A 16,156-nucleotide genomic window follows, 5' to 3' on the forward strand; every position below is an offset into this window, starting at 1 on the left:
AATAATGATTTAGGAGCCGCTTAATTTATGAGCTGCTAGAAAAAAAGAGGATGTTTTAAGAATTCAATTCACTAAATAGAGCAGTATTAATCCTATTACCATTGACGTTAATCCAATGAATCGAATCTGATTATCTTCCAATTCAACAAGTTTTCTAAAACTATCACGCCAAGCATTAGGAAATGTAAAAGGAAGAATACCTTCCAATACCAACATTAATGCAATGGCCATCAGGAAGGTATCCCACATACAACAGTATCTCCAGCTAACTTTTTGATAATATTACGTTTTCTATGAGGTTATTCACTTTCCCAGATCAATTTTTTATAAAAATCAAGAAAATACTATTCAGAATAACTTAACCTAACTTCTATTTTTTATTTGCTGAACTATTTTCTGGATTATTCAAATATTTAAAAAATTCTGAGCTGGGTTCAAGTACTAACATATCCTGCTTGTCCTTAAAGGATTTTTTATAGGCTTCCAAGCTACGATAGAACGTATAAAATTCAGGACTCTTTTCAAAGGTACCTGCATAGATTGCAGCAGCCTGACCATCACCTTCCCCCATGATTGTCTGAGCTTCACGATAAGCTTCAGCCAATATCACTTCACGTTGCCGATCAGCATCTGCACGGATCTTTTCAGCTTCTGCAGCGCCAGTTGAACGTAACTCATTGGCTACTCGTTTTCGTTCAGCTTCCATTCTGCGATAGACTGACTCGCTAACCTCTTGGGGTAAATCAACACGCTTCAAACGTACATCCACCACTTCAACACCGATTTTTTTTGCATCCACATTTGCTTTCTGGCGCATAATTTCCATAATTCTATCACGCTCACCAGAAACAACTTCATGCACTGTGCGGTTACCAAACTCGTCACGCATACTTGAATTTACGGTTTGTGCCAATCGAGTCCGTGCCAGTGCCTCATCTCCTCGTACACTGATATAGTATTGCCTCACGTCAACGATACGCCATTTCACGAAAAAATCTACCAGAACGTTCTTCTTTTCTGAAGTAATAAAGCGTTCCGGTTCTTCTGTATCCAAGGTAAGTATGCGCGAATCAAAGTAACGTACATTCTGTGCTACCGGGATCTTGAAATACAACCCGGGAGAAGTTTTTACATCAACGACTTCTCCTAGTTGAAATAAAATTGCTTGCTCGCGCTCATCAACAATAAATAATGCAGAAGTTGATATTAAAACTAGTACAGCGACTATAACCGATAATATTGATGATAGTTTTCCCATTTTATCTTACCTCCCGTTCACGAGTACGAAATGATTCCCGTGTGCGCGTGCTCACATCAGGAACTTCTGGAGCTATTTGCGTGGGCGTCGTTGTCACGGATGGTTTCGAAGCGACTCCATCCGTCTGCATCAACTTATCCAGTGGTAAATACAACAAGTTGCTACCACTTTTTTGATCAATCAGAATCTTACTCGTGTTGGAAAGCACCTGCTGCATCATATCTAAATATAGACGATCGCGTGTCACGACTGGTGCTTTACTATATTCGACAAAAATCTTCTCAAAGCGGCTGACATCACCCTCTGCACTAGAAATAACACGCTGCTGATATCCCCCTGCCTCTTCCAGTAAGCGCGCCGCAGCACCTCTTGCTCTAGGAATTACATCGTTGGCATAAGCCTGCCCTTCATTACGTTGCCGCTCTCTATCCTGACCAGCCTTAACCGCATCATCGAATGCTGCCTGCACCTGTTCAGGTGGCTGCGCATTCTGCATCGTTACTCTACTGATAGTAATGCCTATCCGATAGCGATCCAGAATAGTTTGCATTATTTCTGTTGCGCGGGCGGCGACTGCCTCACGTCCTTCGTACAATACAAAATCCATTTTGCTTTTTCCGATAACTTCACGAATAGCCGTTTCCGCGATTTGCAGCACGGCGTTATCAGGTTCACGATTATTAAACAAGAAATTCTCAGGATTATTTAAAATGTATTGAACAGCAAACTGAATATCAATAATGTTTTCATCATCGGTCAACATCAGCGATTCTTTTAGCACCTTGCTTCTGACATTATTCCGATAGCCAATTTCTATCGTGCGCACTTGACTGACGTTGACATTTTCCACTCTCTCAATCGGATAAGGTATATGCCAATTCAACCCAGCTTGGGTAGTATCAACATGTTTGCCAAAGCGAAGTACGACGCCGCGTTGACCCTCATCTACAATGTACAAACCGCTGGCAGCCCAAACAATTGACAGCAAGACGATAATGACTATGATATTACCACTACTATGTTTTTTTGGGCTCTCTCCTTCAGGACCATCATCACCCCCGCCCTTCCGGCCAAAAAGCTCATTAATTCTTTTGCTGATATTACGCAGCACATCATCCAGATCTGGAGGGCTAGAATTGCCTTTTCTTTTTCCCCATTGAGGATCATTTAATCCCATGATAATTTAATCCTTCCTCTCGTTCTAAAAAAGGTGTAGCACTGCTATCGTTCACTTTCCCAACTTCCAAGAAGCTCTCTCTTAAATCTACAGAATTCTGGGCAATGGCTTCTGCCAGAGCCAATTTAACAAATTCTAACCCATCGCCGGTCTTAGCACTTAACCGAATAGACATTATTCTACCATACTCATCCCGCACATAATTTGCAGTCCTGCTTGATTCGGCACAATCAATTTTATTGAATACCAAAATTTGTGGAATACTTTCTGCACCAATTTCTTTAAGTAGTTTGTTTACTTCTGCAATATGTTCATTACGCGATGGGTCAGCCGCATCAACCACATGTAAAAGCATATCAGCTTGCACTGTCTCTTCCAACGTAGCACGAAACGCAGCAACCAAAGTGTGAGGCAATCCACGAATAAAGCCAACCGTATCCGAAATAACCACTTCCCCGCACTTTGGAATAAATAATTTACGTGTCGTCGTATCTAGCGTAGCAAACAACTGATCAGCTGCATAGGTCTGAGAACGCGTTAGATTATTGAATAAAGTTGACTTCCCGGCATTAGTATAACCAACAATCGATACTGACATTACCTTAGTGCGCTGCCTCGCACGTCGCTGGGTTCCTCGTTGGCGTTGCAGTTTTATGAGTTTCTCTCTCAAAAATTTAACCCTCTTGGCCAGTAAGCGCCGGTCTGTTTCAAGCTGTGTTTCACCCGGTCCGCGCAAACCAATCCCCCCTTTTTGTCGCTCCAAGTGAGTCCACCCTCGTACTAACCGTGATGCCAGATGTTCTAGCTGAGCAAGCTCAACTTGTAGTTTACCTTCACGGCTTTTAGCACGCTGTGCAAAAATATCAAGAATTAAACTTGTGCGATCAATAACGCGACACTGCAGCCGCTCAGTTAGATTCCGCTGCTGTATTGGGGAAAGATCATGATTGAATATTACCAGTGATGCACTAGTCTGGCTTAAAACCTGGTAAATTTCGTCTAATTTACCACTGCCAACAAAAGTCGCAGGATCAGGGCGCGAGCGCTTTCCTTCCACGACAGCCAGGACTATAAGCTGGTCACTTATAGCAAGCTGACGCAACTCTTCCAAGCTCTCTTTATCACTATCGCCTAGATTGAGCCCAACTAAGATAGCAATGTTATTCTTTTCTGCTTTTAGTTCTGTGTGATTAATCATCACGTACAGCTGGTGCTTCAATTGGAAAAGTCACAGCCCTGGCTGGAACGACTGTAGAGATCGCGTGTTTATATACCATTTGTGTAACTGAATTTTTTAATAACACAACATATTGATCAAATGAATCAATATGTCCTTGTAACTTAATACCATTGACCAAGTAAATAGATACTGGAATATGCTCCTTCCGGAGGATATTTAAAAATGGATCTTGCAACAACTGCCCCTTAGCACTCATGAACAACCCTCCCTGTTTTTTTCCAATTATCTCTAATTATAATTATTAGATATGAGACTCTACTTTATTTTTTTAAGTGGACCATCTGCGCCCAACAGGATCATCATCGAAAGACTCAAATAGAAGAATAAGATATTGCAACTGGATATTAACAAATGCAAGGAGTATATTAGAAAAAAAATTTAAATACTCAGTTTAGCAAATAAAATTTATGCAAATGAGGACTAAGCTTATCGGAATTTAGGCAATTATGCTAAGAACAGTTTATATACCGGGTTATTGCTCTCATCCCAGTATCGATACCCAAGATTGTCAAGAAAATTTTTAAAGTCATTTTTTTCACTAGGAGGCACTTCCATTCCTACTAGTACGCGCCCAAAATCTGCCCCATGGTTACGATAATGGAACAAACTGATGTTCCATAGATGACTCATATTATTCAGAAAATTCATTAAAGCACCTGGTCTATCAGGAAACTCAAAACGATAGAGAATCTCATTCTTAACATCTCTGGAACGTCCTCCCACCATGTGACGAATATGTAATTTTGCCATTTCATTCCCACTCATATCCTCAGTACGCAATCCGTTTGCTTCCAGATTTTTGATCAGATTAAGCGCTTCCTCACGATTATGAACTGAAACCCCAACAAATACATGCGCCTTTTTAGGATCTGCATAGCGATAATTGAATTCAGTAATACTTCTTGCCCCTAACAAGGCACAGAATTTCTTGAAACTACCAGGCTCTTCAGGAATCGTAACCGCCATGAGCGCTTCACGTTGCTCGCCTAACTCTGCACGTTCAGAGACATGGCGTAAACGATCAAAATTCATGTTAGCACCTGATGCTATCGCTACGAGTGTTTTATGACGTAATTTTTCACGATCGACGTAAGCCTTTAATCCAGCAACAGAGAGCGCTCCAGAAGGCTCAAGAATGGCCCGGGTATCTTCAAATACGTCTTTAATAGCCGCACAAATAGCGTCCGCGTCGACTAGAAAAATTTCATCAACCAGCTCTTGACACAAGCGAAAAGTTTCTTCACCAACGTATCTCACTGCTACACCATCAGCAAATAGACCTACTTGCGAAAGTTTAACGCGATGTCCTTTCTGTAATGAACAATACATGGCATCTGAATCAACTGGTTCAACCCCAATAATCTTGATTTCCGGGTAAAGCCTTTTTACATAGGCTGCAATCCCAGAAATAAGTCCTCCTCCTCCTACTGGCACGAATATGGCGTATATTCCAGCTCCATGCTGGCGTAAAATTTCCATACCGATGGTCCCTTGTCCAGCTATTACATCTGGATCATCATAAGGATGAACAAAAGTAGCATCCTCTTGCTGCGTAAGCTCTAAGGCATGTTCATAGGCATCGTTATAAGAATCGCCATAAAGTAACACGGTTGCACCAAGCGCCATCACTGCATTGATCTTGATTTGAGGAGTTGTTACTGGCATCACGATCGTAGCGGAGCAATCTAATTTCTGGGCAGCTAATGCAACACCTTGCGCATGATTACCAGCCGAAGCAGCAATCACGCCACGTTTGAGCATAGCGGGAGAAAGCTTTGCCATTTTATTGTAAGCGCCACGCAACTTGAATGAGAATACGGGCTGCATGTCTTCTCGTTTCAGAAATACTTGGTTATGAATGCGTGCTGAGAGATTAACTGCCTCCTCTAGTGGTGTTTCTATAGCGACATCATAAACACGGGCAGTAAGCACCCTTTCGAGATAGTCATTCCTCATAAGATGGCATTTTGGAAGTGGTAAACAAAGTCAAGAGTATGAATTTACAGGATGTGCTGATTCTATCATGCTAAACGAATTGCAATTGATAAGAGGCGAAATTTAAATGAATTAAAACCACCATTCATTGCAGATACCTGCTAGAGTCAGGACAATCTAATTCCATTTCTAAATTAAAATTGATGCGAAGGCGAGCCACAGACAACATCCATAATACGACAAGGTGAAGCCGACAAAGCCAGTTTTGATTTAGAAGTGGAATAACAGGTAGAGAGAACGCTCTAAAACCAGCTTCATCATTAGAATCGCTCTTAAAATTTATTTTAGACAATTAATATCATTCTAAATACGGAAGAATTAGAATTGTTATTGAGAAACAAACTGAAGTTTAGGTTCAATACAATCTGTTTTGAATTAAAGAGAGCTATACACTGCAATACTGGCAAATTAAAATTTCTGAAAAATTCACCCAGCCCATCATGAATCTGGGTGAACCATAAAGTGTTTCAAATTGAAAATTATTTCTAATCAAACCCATTTATTAATGGTCATTTAATCAAATGGCTCATACCGATGAGTTTCATTAGTGGATGGAGGTAAAATCGGTAATTTAAAGTCTGGCTGCTTACCCGTCAATGTTTTCAGAAAAGCCACAATATTAGCAATCTCCTCTTTGTTGAATTCACGATTGACTTGTAATCTTCCCATGATATCCACTGCTTCTTCCAGCGTTGAAGCACCACCATCATGGAAATAGGGGTAGGTTAATTCCACATTGCGTAATGTTGGTACTTTAAATACAAAACGATCTTCTTCCTTACCTGTTACATCCATGCGGCCTATCGCAGGGCTTTCTGTCTCATAGGGTTTATAAACACCCATTTTTTCAAATGAATTTCCACCCACTGCTGGACCATTATGGCATTTTGTACAACCCGCGCTCTTGAATAACGCATATCCATCTGATTCTGCCTTGGTCAGCGCCTCTTTATCACCTTCCAACCATTTATCAAAACGGGAGCCAGGTGTCACCAGAGTTTCCTCAAAAGCTGCGATGGCAGTAGTTACCCCATCTATATCAATTTTATCCGAATTAAAAGCTTTCTTGAATTGGTCCTTATATTGAGGAATCGTGTTCAACATCGCTACCACTTTGTCATGTGCAAAAGCCATTTCCCCGGGATTCGCGATAGGTCCACCCGCTTGCTCTTTGAGATCTTTTGCCCGTCCATCCCAGAACTGCGCCAAATTCATGCTCGCATTCAGCACAGTAGGAGCATTGATCGGGCCCTGTTGCCATTTATGGCCAATGGAAGTTTTGAGGTTATCCGTCCCTCCCATGCTCAAATTATGGCAGGAATTACAGGAAATAAAACCAGATTTTGACAATCGGGTATCAAAAAATAACATCTTCCCAAGTTCAACCATTGCTGCATTTTCTGGTTTTACCGGTTTAATAGGCTGTATTGGTTCATTAGCAGCAAATGCATGCACAGACATAAACATTACGCCAACCGATAATAGCGAGGCAGTCAGCTTACGCATCATCATTGTTGAGAATCTCCTAAAAAACACGGCTGTAATGGCGCAGCCGGTTACGCCTAAACTAAATGTATCTTATCAAAATGAACTCATTAAAAATAATTAGTTATAATTTACTCAATCTACTTGAATCATCTATCTATTACTAGCAAAAATTCATTTTTTCTGTTTTTTTACAGAAGTAGCAGTCTTTGAAATAATGTGATTATTTTCTATATAACCATAATCACAGCCTTTTCCAATATCACAATCAAGCAGGTGAGATAGCTCTATAAGAGCTTGCCGGTAGACTTGACGCTTAAAATCTATAACTGAGTCAAGTTCTACCCAATACCGATTCCAGCGCCATGCATCAAATTCAGGGTGTGGGCTTTTTCTGAGTGATACATCGGTATCACGCCCAAGTAAGCGCAGTAAAAACCAGATCTGTTTCTGCCCCTTATAGCTTCGGCGCCATTCACGTCTTATCCAGCATTCTGGTACCTCATAACGTAACCACTCTCGAGTGCGCCCCAAAACCTCCACATGATAGGGCTGTAGCCCTACCTCCTCAGTTAATTCTCGATACATCGCTTGCGTTGGAGTTTCACCAGACTTAATACCCCCCTGCGGAAATTGCCAAGAATTCTGCTTGACACGCTTCCCCCAGAAAACTTCATTTTTAGAATTTAATAGAATAATTCCAACATTAGGACGATATCCGTTACGGTCGATCATTTAATTCATCCGTCATTGAGACGTCAATTACTAGCCATTTTTCCATAATTTCTCCCAGATTAAAAGTCATCATAAAACAAAAAATCGGGACATACTTTCTTTAATTTTTTCATTTCTCCCTTTCTTAACTGGATATGATAATCGTAGTGAGTTTAAACCGCATAGGTAACCCAGCTTTTTCAGGGTAAAATGTCGCTTTCTTATTTCTAATATAACCATAAAACATACGAGATCAATCCTCCATGCGTGTTTCTCAATTCTTTATTTCAACGCTCAAAGAAGCTCCTGCAGAAGCTGAATTGATCAGCCATAAGCTGATGCTACGCGCAGGTTTAATCAAACGCCTTGGCAGTGGCCTTTATACCTGGATGCCTTTGGGTTTGAGAGTCTTGCGCAAGATCGAGTTCATTATTCGCGAGGAAATGAATAACAGCGGGGCGGTTGAGCTTTTAATGCCTGCAGTTCAACCCGCAGAACTCTGGCAAGAAACTGCTCGCTGGGAAGCATTCGGACCACAAATGCTGAAAATCCAGGATAGACACCAGCACAATTATTGTTTTGGTCCAACTCACGAAGAAGTCATCACCGATATTGCACGTAAAGAAATCAAAAGCTATCGCCAATTACCACTCAATTTTTATCAAATCCAAACCAAATTTCGGGATGAAATTCGTCCTCGCTTTGGCGTCATGAGAGCACGTGAATTTATAATGAAAGATGCCTACTCGTTTCATGCTGACCTAAATTCCCTTGAGAAAACCTATCGGTTAATGCATGACACTTATAGCAATATATTTACCCGTATCGGGCTGAATTTCCGAGCTGTGGCAGCAGACACGGGCGCGATGGGCGGTAGCAATTCACATGAGTTTCATGTATTAGCTGATTCAGGTGAGGATGTGATTGCTTTCTGCCCCCAGTCAGATTATGCAGCTAATATCGAATTGGCCGAGGCCATTTCTTCTGGAAAAATTCGCGAAATTCCTGATGGCATCATGCAAAAGATTTCAACACCTGAGCAAAAAGCCTGCGAAGAAATTGCGAGCTTTTTAGGTATTCCCGTGCAGAAAACGGTAAAAGCATTGGCCATTACTGCAGATGATCAGTTTTATCTCTTGCTGCTACGTGGTGATCATCAGCTCAATGAAACAAAAGTGAGAAAAATTCCATTTTTAAGCCATTTCGAATGGGCCAATGAAGAAAGAATATTAGCTGAAACCGGCTGCCGACCAGGGTATATCGGACCGGTTGGTTTGGAAAAATGTATCATCGCTGACAAAGCTGTTATGGAAATGAGTAATTTCGTCTGTGGCGCAAACGAGGAAGGTTTTCATTTCACTCAGGTTAATTTTGAACGTGACTTGAAATTACCCGATCACGTTTTTGATATCCGTGATGTCATTGTGGGGGATCCCTCACCCGATGGTAAGGGAACACTGGAAATTTGTCGTGGTATTGAGGTGGGTCATATATTTCAGTTACGCACAAAATATTCTGAAAAAATGAAGGCAACCTACCTGGACGAATCGGGCCAAACCAAAGTAATGGAAATGGGATGTTATGGCATCGGCGTATCGCGCATTGTAGCAGCAGCCATTGAACAAAATCATGATGAGCATGGCATCATATTTCCGCTTGCGATCGCTCCCTTCCAACTCGCTATTATTCCAATCGGCCTGAAAAAAAATCCACAAGTACAAGCTGAGACTGAAAGGCTGTATGACGCATTTTCAGCAGCTCATATTGAAGTGATTATGGATGATCGCGAGGAGCGCCCTGGTGTAATGTTTGCTGACATGGAATTAATTGGCATTCCTCATAGAATCGTAATCAGCGAGCGAGGCCTAAAAGAAGCCACAATAGAATATCGTGGCCGATGTGATGAAAAATCTCAAATAATTCCCCTGAAGGAGATCACTTCATTTGTCATTGCAAAAGTATGCGGAAATTGACTGGCTTTATTATGATGCTTATTCCGCTTATTGCTCAGGCAGGTGCCCAAATGTATGAACCTTTATCTGCCAGCACCAGAACAGTATTGCAAAAGACTGTCAGTGATCAAGCTGTTTCGTATTTTATTACCTTGCCCGAAACAGAAAGTAAGGCTTGGCTTACCACCATGTCTGATCGGTTAAAAAAGCATATGCCCGATCAAAACGAGCGCAATGATTTCCTTACTACGGTTCATTATGAGGCTGTCCGCGCGGGGCTCGATCCACAGTTAGTGTTGAGTATTATTCAGGTCGAAAGTAGTTTTAGAAAATATGCTATATCGACCGCGGGTGCGCGCGGCTATATGCAAATCATGCCCTTCTGGGTGGACACCATTGGCAGCAAAGAGCATAACCTCTTCCATCTACGGGTCAATTTACGTTATGGATGTACCATTTTGCGTCACTACCTTGATATGGAGAGAGGTGATTATTTTCGCGCTCTTGGAAGATATAACGGAAGCCTAGGACAAGCTACTTATCGAGAGCTGGTATTTAATACGTGGCACAAGTATTGGCACTATCCTGTAACCCAGGAGATAGCACAAAATTAGCAACATTTCTATTTAGTATGAGGGGAATCAACTGCATTGACTGGATCCATTCTTCCTGAATAACTCTGTATGAATTTTTCAATCTCTTCTCGGTTAAGCAGGCCAATCTTTCGTGCGGCAGGTTTACCAGCAGGGTCGAATAAATAGGTACTAGGCAGCATCGATAATTCATCAAGCTGTAAAGCAATCTCTCGGGTACCGAAAACGATCGGATAAGGAATAGACATTGCATCAGCAAATTTTACTATCGTTTCCGTATCGGCATAATCCATAGCAATCCCAATGATTATGACATCCTTCCGGTCTTGGTAAAGCGAGATCAAATCAGGAATTTCCTCCAGGCAGGGAGGGCACCAGGTTGCCCAGAAATTTACCAGCACCCACTTTCCTCTATAATCACTCAATTGATGTATTTTTCCCTTGCTATCCTCAAATCTGAACTGAAACTCTTCTGCCTGACCATAAAAAGATACGAAACTCAATAAAAGCAATAAGCAAAGGAAAAAGCGTTTCATGTTATCAAACCTGCGGATGGGCTTTCTCAAGCCTGCTATACAGTTTATTGAATGCGCTGAGATAAGCTTTAGCAGAAGCCACGACAATATCTGTATCTGCCCCTTGACCATTTACAATTCTACCGGATTTCTGCAACCTGACCGTCACCTCACCTTGTGCATCCGTTCCACTGGTAATGTTGTTAACCGAAAACAATTGTAATTCGGCGCCACTATGCAAGATCTTTTCAATCGCACGAAAAGTTGCGTCAACTGGACCGCTCCCTTCAGATTCGGCATGTAGTTCATTACTCCCGGCAGCGATCACTACCCGAGCGAAAGGAGTCTCACCTGTTTCACTATGTGCAGTGAGTGAAAGCAATCGATAATGTTCTTCAGGAGTCTGCACCTCATCCGAAACCAGTGCGTGCAGATCTTCATCAAAAATTTCATGTTTTTTATCTGCCAAATCCTTAAAGCGCACAAACATAGTATTGAGCAATTCTTCAGATTCAAACTCAATGCCAAGTTCCTTTAAACGGCTGCGAAACGCGTTACGGCCAGAATGCTTACCCAGCAACAACTTATTGGCTCCCCAGCCCACATCTTCTGCACGCATAATTTCATAAGTCTCACGATGTTTGAGCACACCATCTTGATGAATTCCAGATTCATGTGCAAACGCATTTGCGCCAACAATGGCTTTATTGGGTTGTACTGGAAAACCGGTAATTCCTGAAACCAATTTACTGGCAGGGACAATATGGGTGGTATCGATGCGCGTATCACATGGAAAGAAATCCTGCCGTGTACGAACGGCCATGACAACTTCTTCAAGCGCAGCATTTCCAGCGCGCTCACCCAGTCCATTAATGGTACATTCAACTTGTCTCGCGCCATTTATGACTGCCGACAATGAATTAGCGACCGCTAACCCTAGATCATTGTGACAATGGACGGAAAAAATGACTTTATCTGAATTGGGAATACGCTCACGCAATGTTCGAATAAGTTCGCCAAACTGATCTGGCATGGTATACCCTACTGTATCTGGAATATTCAATGTCTTTGCCCCCGCATCGATCACTGCTTCCAAAACACGACACAGAAAATTGATTTCAGACCGACCGGCATCCTCTGGAGAGAATTCAACGTTGTCTGTATACCGACGTGCCCATTTTATAGCTTTCACCGCTTGCTCGACCACTTGTTCCGGCGACATGCGCAATTTATTCTTCATGTGTATAGGTGAAGTAGCAATAAAAGTGTGAATGCGCGCTGCATTAGCGCCACACAAGGCTTCACCCGCGCGATTGATATCATTTTCGATAGCGCGAGCAAGTCCACAAACCACGCTATCCTTAATCGTATCAGCCACTGCCTTGACGGCTTCAAAATCCCCATTGGAAGCTGCCGGAAAACCTGCCTCAATAACATCAACCCCCATACGCTCAAGCTGTCGAGCAATCCGCACTTTCTCTTCTTTTGTCATGGAAGCGCCAGGACTTTGCTCTCCATCACGTAAGGTGGTATCAAAAATAATCAAATGGTCGCGCATCATTTTCTCCATCGAATGAAATCTAAATTACAGAGCAAAGATTAAAAATTCGGGTTTCGAATTTTTTAGATTATCAGCAAGCGATTGAAAGAAGTATTGAATTTTAGCGCCCACGGCGCAGCAGATAGCCTGTTAGATGCAACCAGGCCAAAGAAGAGAAATAAAAGAAGAATAGAGATACCGGAAAATTAGTTGTCAACTTGTTCATGGTAGAAATATAAAACGTTTCCAATATTTCTGCAAGCGCAAGACCGCTATGTCATATTCTGATTTTTTATCTCATCGTTTTTTTTACTTTTACTCAGCCGCCATAACTTCATGAAATAGCCTGATAAAGCATATAGAGAAAATAAGCCAAATAACACCACAGGCGGATGACTCGGTATTAAGACAAAAAAGAACAATAATAAAAGTAAAACTGAGAAAAAAGGGACGCGTCTGCGCAGATTGAACTCTTTACCACTATAGTAAGGCAAATTACTCACCATGGTAAGGCCAGCAAACAACGTCACTGCCCATACCAGCCACTTGATATCCGCGCCTTGTATTTCAAAATCCGATGCTACCCATACCAATCCAGCTATCAGCGCTGCTGCTGCGGGGCTAGGCAGCCCCTGGAAAAAGCGCTTATCCACTACTTCTATGTTGGTGTTAAAACGTGCCAATCGTAATGCCGCACAAGCGCAATAAATAAACGCTGCTATCCACCCCAATTTACCCATCTCTTTTAGTACCCACACATATGCTACCAGTGCAGGGGCAACTCCAAAAGAAACCATATCCGACAAGCTGTCATACTCTGCACCAAATTCACTTTGAGTATGTGTTATACGCGCCACTCGACCATCCAGGCCATCCAACACCATTGCCACGAAAATTGCTATGGCAGAATTCTCGTAGTGACCATTCATGGCCTGCACAATCGCAAAGAAACCTGCAAACAATGCGGCTGTGGTAAATAAATTCGGCAATAGATAAATCCCTCTGCGTCGCAATCGGGACTTAAGCGCAAAGCGCGCTGAGTTCGGTTCATGCATTTTTAGTATGAACTACATAATAGCCTACAATGGAATAAAGAAAGATAAATCGCAAAAAATAGAAAATAATTTTATTAATCTAGCAAACAAATTAGGAGGTAGCAATAATAAACAAATTTGCCTAACTGCGTAACTCAGCTAATATGGTTAACGTCGCATAAACTTTATCACCAATATTGACATTAATTCTAGTATCGGTTGGCAGATAAACATCCACTCTTGAACCAAAGCGAATAAATCCAAACCGTTGCCCACGTGCCAGGCGATCACCAGGGTTGACGTGACATATAATACGTTTTGCGATCAAACCTGCAATCTGCACACAAGTTACATCGAGCCCCTTATCTGTTTTTATCCAGAGAGCATTACGTTCATTTTCTAAGGAAGCCTTGGATAAGCTAGCGTTAATAAATTGACCCGGGAAATACCAGCGGTCTTTTATCATTCCATCCACAGGGCTACGATTGGAATGAACATTAAATACATTCATGAACACACTGACTTTAATCGCCTCACGATTAAGAAAAGGATCCTGCGTTTTCTCAACAGCGACAATCCTTCCATCTGCAGGCGCTAATATAGCATTAGCTTGTGATGGAATGGTGCGGGAAGGATCCCGAAAAAACTGCAAAACGAACAGTGCAATAAACCAGAAGGGTAATGCCCACAACCAGCCTAAAAATAGATGAACCAATAAAGCGATTGAAAACGCGACGGTAATATGAAACCAACCTTCGCGCGCAATAATAGGATGAGGATAAGTTGGCATGAGTAACTTAAATAGTAGGTTAACCCGATATTTATAAAATATCGGGTAAAAAAGCGAAGTATTTTAAATAATTCTTAGACAAAAATGCGCAGATAAGTTCTTCATTAGTTCTTTACTTGGTCAACTAATTTATTTTTCTTAATCCAAGGCATCATGTCGCGCAATTTTGCACCGACTGTTTCGATCGAGTGCTCAGCGGCAAGGCGTCGACTGGATTTGAGCATAGGCGCTCCCGCACGGTTCTCAAGTATGAACTCACGTGCATACTGACCCGTTTGAATTTCACGCAGAATCTTGCGCATTTCCGCACGCGTTTCTTCAGTAATAATGCGGGGTCCACGCGAGATATCACCATATTCAGCATTATTAGATATAGAATAGCGCATATTGGCTATGCCGCCCTCATAGATTAAATCCACAATCAGTTTTACTTCATGGAGACACTCAAAGTAGGCCATTTCGGGTGCATAGCCGGCCTCTACCAATGTCTCAAAGCCAGTCTGAATTAATGCAGTAAGACCGCCACACAATACCACTTGTTCACCAAATAAATCTGTTTCTGTTTCCTCACGGAAAGTGGTTTCAATCACACCACCGCGTGTCCCCCCATTAGCAGCTGCATAGGATAGGGCTAAATCGCGTGCATGCCCTGATTTGTCCTGATGAACTGCTATAAGTGAAGGCACGCCCCCACCTTGGGTATACGTGGAACGTACAAGATGCCCAGGCCCCTTAGGCGCAATCATAATGACATCAAGATCCTCACGCGGAGTCACCTGTCCATAGTGAATATTAAAACCATGAGCAAATGCCAGCGTCGCATTATTTTTTAAACCTGCCTCGATCTCTGATTGATAGATAGCAGCAATCTGCTCATCCGGAAGCAGTAACATCACGACATCTGCATCTTTAATGGATGGCGCAATTTCTTTTACGGTCAAACCAGCTTTTTTTGCCTTATCCCAAGACGCTCCCCCTTTACGCAAACCGACTGTAACCTTGATACCAGAATCACGTAAATTATTAGCATGCGCATGTCCTTGTGACCCATAGCCGACTATCGTGACTTTCTTTTTTTTAATGAGAGACAAATCGGCATCTTTATCGTAATAAACTTTCATTATGTTCCTTTAATAATATATACCCAGCTGGTGCAAAAACATCAAAACAAAACTCTAATGACTGCCACTGTATAGACAATTAGTTATCTTCAGGGCGCCTCTAAAAATTCATATTCCATCACAATACTTCATTGTTCACAAAAAATGATTCCTCACCTATCAATGATAGGCTGCGTCAACATTTTTTGTGTTCGCCTTGTCTTGATTAGAACTCTGAATTTTTAGAGGCGTCCTTTATTAAATCAATCTGTTATTCTTTTAAAATCCGCTCTCCACGACCTAAACCGGAAGCACCCGTTCGGATAGTCTCGAGAATCATATTTCGCTGTATTGTTTCAAGAAAGGCATCAAGTTTTGAACTGGTACCTGTCAGCTCTATCGTGTATGACTTGTCTGTGACATCAATAATACTGCCGCGAAAAATATCTGCCAACCGTTTGATCTCTTCGCGATCCTCGCCAATGGCTCGGACTTTCACCAACATAAGCTCTCGCTCGATATGATCTCCCTCGCTCAAATCAACTATTTTGACCACCTCAATCAGTTTATTCAGCTGCTTGGTAATTTGCTCGATCACTTCATCCGAGCCGACTGTAACCAAAGTCATACGAGACAAAGTGGGATCTTCTGTCGGCGCTACAATGAGTGACTCAATGTTATAGCCTCGTGCCGAAAATAAGCCTGCTACTCGAGACAGCGCACCGGCCTCATTTTCCATCAATAAAGAGATAATATGCCGCAT

At 42.0% G+C, this 16,156-nt stretch carries 17 protein-coding genes; 3 read left to right on the top strand and 14 right to left on the bottom strand.

Annotated elements, in window-relative coordinates; translation table 11 throughout:
* Positions 1 to 63: 63 nt before the first annotated feature.
* The 7 genes from AAW31_RS05495 to AAW31_RS05525 form a co-directional block, all read right to left on the bottom strand.
* Complete coding sequence (locus AAW31_RS05495; RefSeq protein WP_046849467.1) at positions 64 to 249, bottom strand: DUF2065 domain-containing protein; 186 nt, start codon at positions 247 to 249, stop codon at positions 64 to 66.
* A 121-nt stretch (positions 250 to 370) separates the two neighbouring features.
* Entirely contained in the window at positions 371 to 1,258 is an 888-nt protein-coding gene (gene hflC, locus AAW31_RS05500) for a protease modulator HflC (RefSeq protein ID WP_046849468.1), read from the bottom strand.
* 1 nt (position 1,259) lies between these two features.
* Entirely contained in the window at positions 1,260 to 2,435 is a 1,176-nt protein-coding gene (gene hflK / locus AAW31_RS05505; RefSeq protein WP_046849469.1) for an FtsH protease activity modulator HflK, read from the bottom strand.
* The gene (hflX, locus tag AAW31_RS05510) at positions 2,422 to 3,633 is read right to left on the bottom strand and encodes a GTPase HflX (RefSeq protein ID WP_046849470.1); all 1,212 of its coding nucleotides are present in this window, start codon (positions 3,631 to 3,633) and stop codon (positions 2,422 to 2,424) included. The genes hflK and hflX overlap by 14 nt, the downstream gene beginning before the upstream one ends.
* Entirely contained in the window at positions 3,626 to 3,871 is a 246-nt protein-coding gene (gene hfq, locus AAW31_RS05515; RefSeq protein WP_046849471.1) for an RNA chaperone Hfq, read from the bottom strand. Before hfq ends, hflX begins: the two co-directional genes overlap by 8 nt.
* 248 nt (positions 3,872 to 4,119) lie before the next feature.
* The gene (gene ilvA, locus AAW31_RS05520; RefSeq protein WP_046849472.1) at positions 4,120 to 5,631 is read right to left on the bottom strand and encodes a threonine ammonia-lyase, biosynthetic; all 1,512 of its coding nucleotides are present in this window, start codon (positions 5,629 to 5,631) and stop codon (positions 4,120 to 4,122) included.
* Positions 5,632 to 6,183: 552 nt separating this feature from the next.
* Positions 6,184 to 7,059 (bottom strand): cytochrome-c peroxidase, encoded by an 876-nt coding sequence (locus tag AAW31_RS05525; RefSeq protein ID WP_235264558.1) that lies wholly within the window; start codon positions 7,057 to 7,059, stop codon positions 6,184 to 6,186.
* Between AAW31_RS05525 and AAW31_RS22590 the strand changes: the two genes are divergently transcribed.
* Positions 6,971 to 7,279: a hypothetical protein gene (locus tag AAW31_RS22590; RefSeq protein WP_235264585.1), complete on the top strand. Its 309-nt coding sequence runs from the start codon at positions 6,971 to 6,973 to the stop codon at positions 7,277 to 7,279. The genes AAW31_RS05525 and AAW31_RS22590 overlap by 89 nt on opposite strands.
* 50 nt (positions 7,280 to 7,329) lie before the next feature.
* On the opposite strand, the gene AAW31_RS05530 is transcribed toward AAW31_RS22590, so the two are convergent.
* Entirely contained in the window at positions 7,330 to 7,890 is a 561-nt protein-coding gene (locus AAW31_RS05530; protein WP_046849474.1) for an RNA pyrophosphohydrolase, read from the bottom strand.
* Between the two features lie 242 nt (positions 7,891 to 8,132).
* Here AAW31_RS05530 and AAW31_RS05535 point away from each other — a divergent pair, with 242 nt between their 5' ends.
* A complete protein-coding gene (locus tag AAW31_RS05535; RefSeq protein ID WP_046849475.1) occupies positions 8,133 to 9,842 on the top strand; it encodes a proline--tRNA ligase in 1,710 nt (569 codons plus the stop codon).
* Entirely contained in the window at positions 9,830 to 10,435 is a 606-nt protein-coding gene (locus AAW31_RS05540; protein WP_046849476.1) for a lytic transglycosylase domain-containing protein, read from the top strand. Before AAW31_RS05535 ends, AAW31_RS05540 begins: the two co-directional genes overlap by 13 nt.
* Positions 10,436 to 10,443: 8 nt before the next feature.
* Here AAW31_RS05540 and AAW31_RS05545 read toward each other — a convergent pair whose 3' ends face one another.
* The 6 genes from AAW31_RS05545 to ilvN all read right to left on the bottom strand — a co-directional run bounded on the left by AAW31_RS05545 (position 10,444) and on the right by ilvN (position 16,156).
* Positions 10,444 to 10,950, bottom strand: coding sequence for a TlpA family protein disulfide reductase (locus AAW31_RS05545; RefSeq protein ID WP_046849477.1), 507 nt, complete (start codon positions 10,948 to 10,950; stop codon positions 10,444 to 10,446).
* Positions 10,951 to 10,954: 4 nt separating this feature from the next.
* A complete protein-coding gene (locus tag AAW31_RS05550) occupies positions 10,955 to 12,487 on the bottom strand; it encodes a 2-isopropylmalate synthase (RefSeq protein ID WP_046849478.1) in 1,533 nt (510 codons plus the stop codon).
* A gap of 254 nt (positions 12,488 to 12,741) precedes the next feature.
* Positions 12,742 to 13,524 carry a CDP-diacylglycerol--serine O-phosphatidyltransferase gene (pssA, locus tag AAW31_RS05555; RefSeq protein ID WP_046849479.1) on the bottom strand — a complete coding sequence of 261 codons (783 nt, stop codon included), beginning with the start codon at positions 13,522 to 13,524 and terminating at the stop codon, positions 12,742 to 12,744.
* A 121-nt stretch (positions 13,525 to 13,645) separates the two neighbouring features.
* Positions 13,646 to 14,293, bottom strand: coding sequence for a phosphatidylserine decarboxylase (locus AAW31_RS05560; protein WP_046849480.1), 648 nt, complete (start codon positions 14,291 to 14,293; stop codon positions 13,646 to 13,648).
* 104 nt (positions 14,294 to 14,397) lie between these two features.
* A complete protein-coding gene (gene ilvC, locus AAW31_RS05565; protein ID WP_046849481.1) occupies positions 14,398 to 15,414 on the bottom strand; it encodes a ketol-acid reductoisomerase in 1,017 nt (338 codons plus the stop codon).
* 250 nt (positions 15,415 to 15,664) lie between these two features.
* The gene (ilvN, locus tag AAW31_RS05570; protein WP_046849482.1) at positions 15,665 to 16,156 is read right to left on the bottom strand and encodes an acetolactate synthase small subunit; all 492 of its coding nucleotides are present in this window, start codon (positions 16,154 to 16,156) and stop codon (positions 15,665 to 15,667) included.

Source organism: Nitrosomonas communis, from assembly GCF_001007935.1.
Taxonomy (GTDB): domain Bacteria; phylum Pseudomonadota; class Gammaproteobacteria; order Burkholderiales; family Nitrosomonadaceae; genus Nitrosomonas; species Nitrosomonas communis.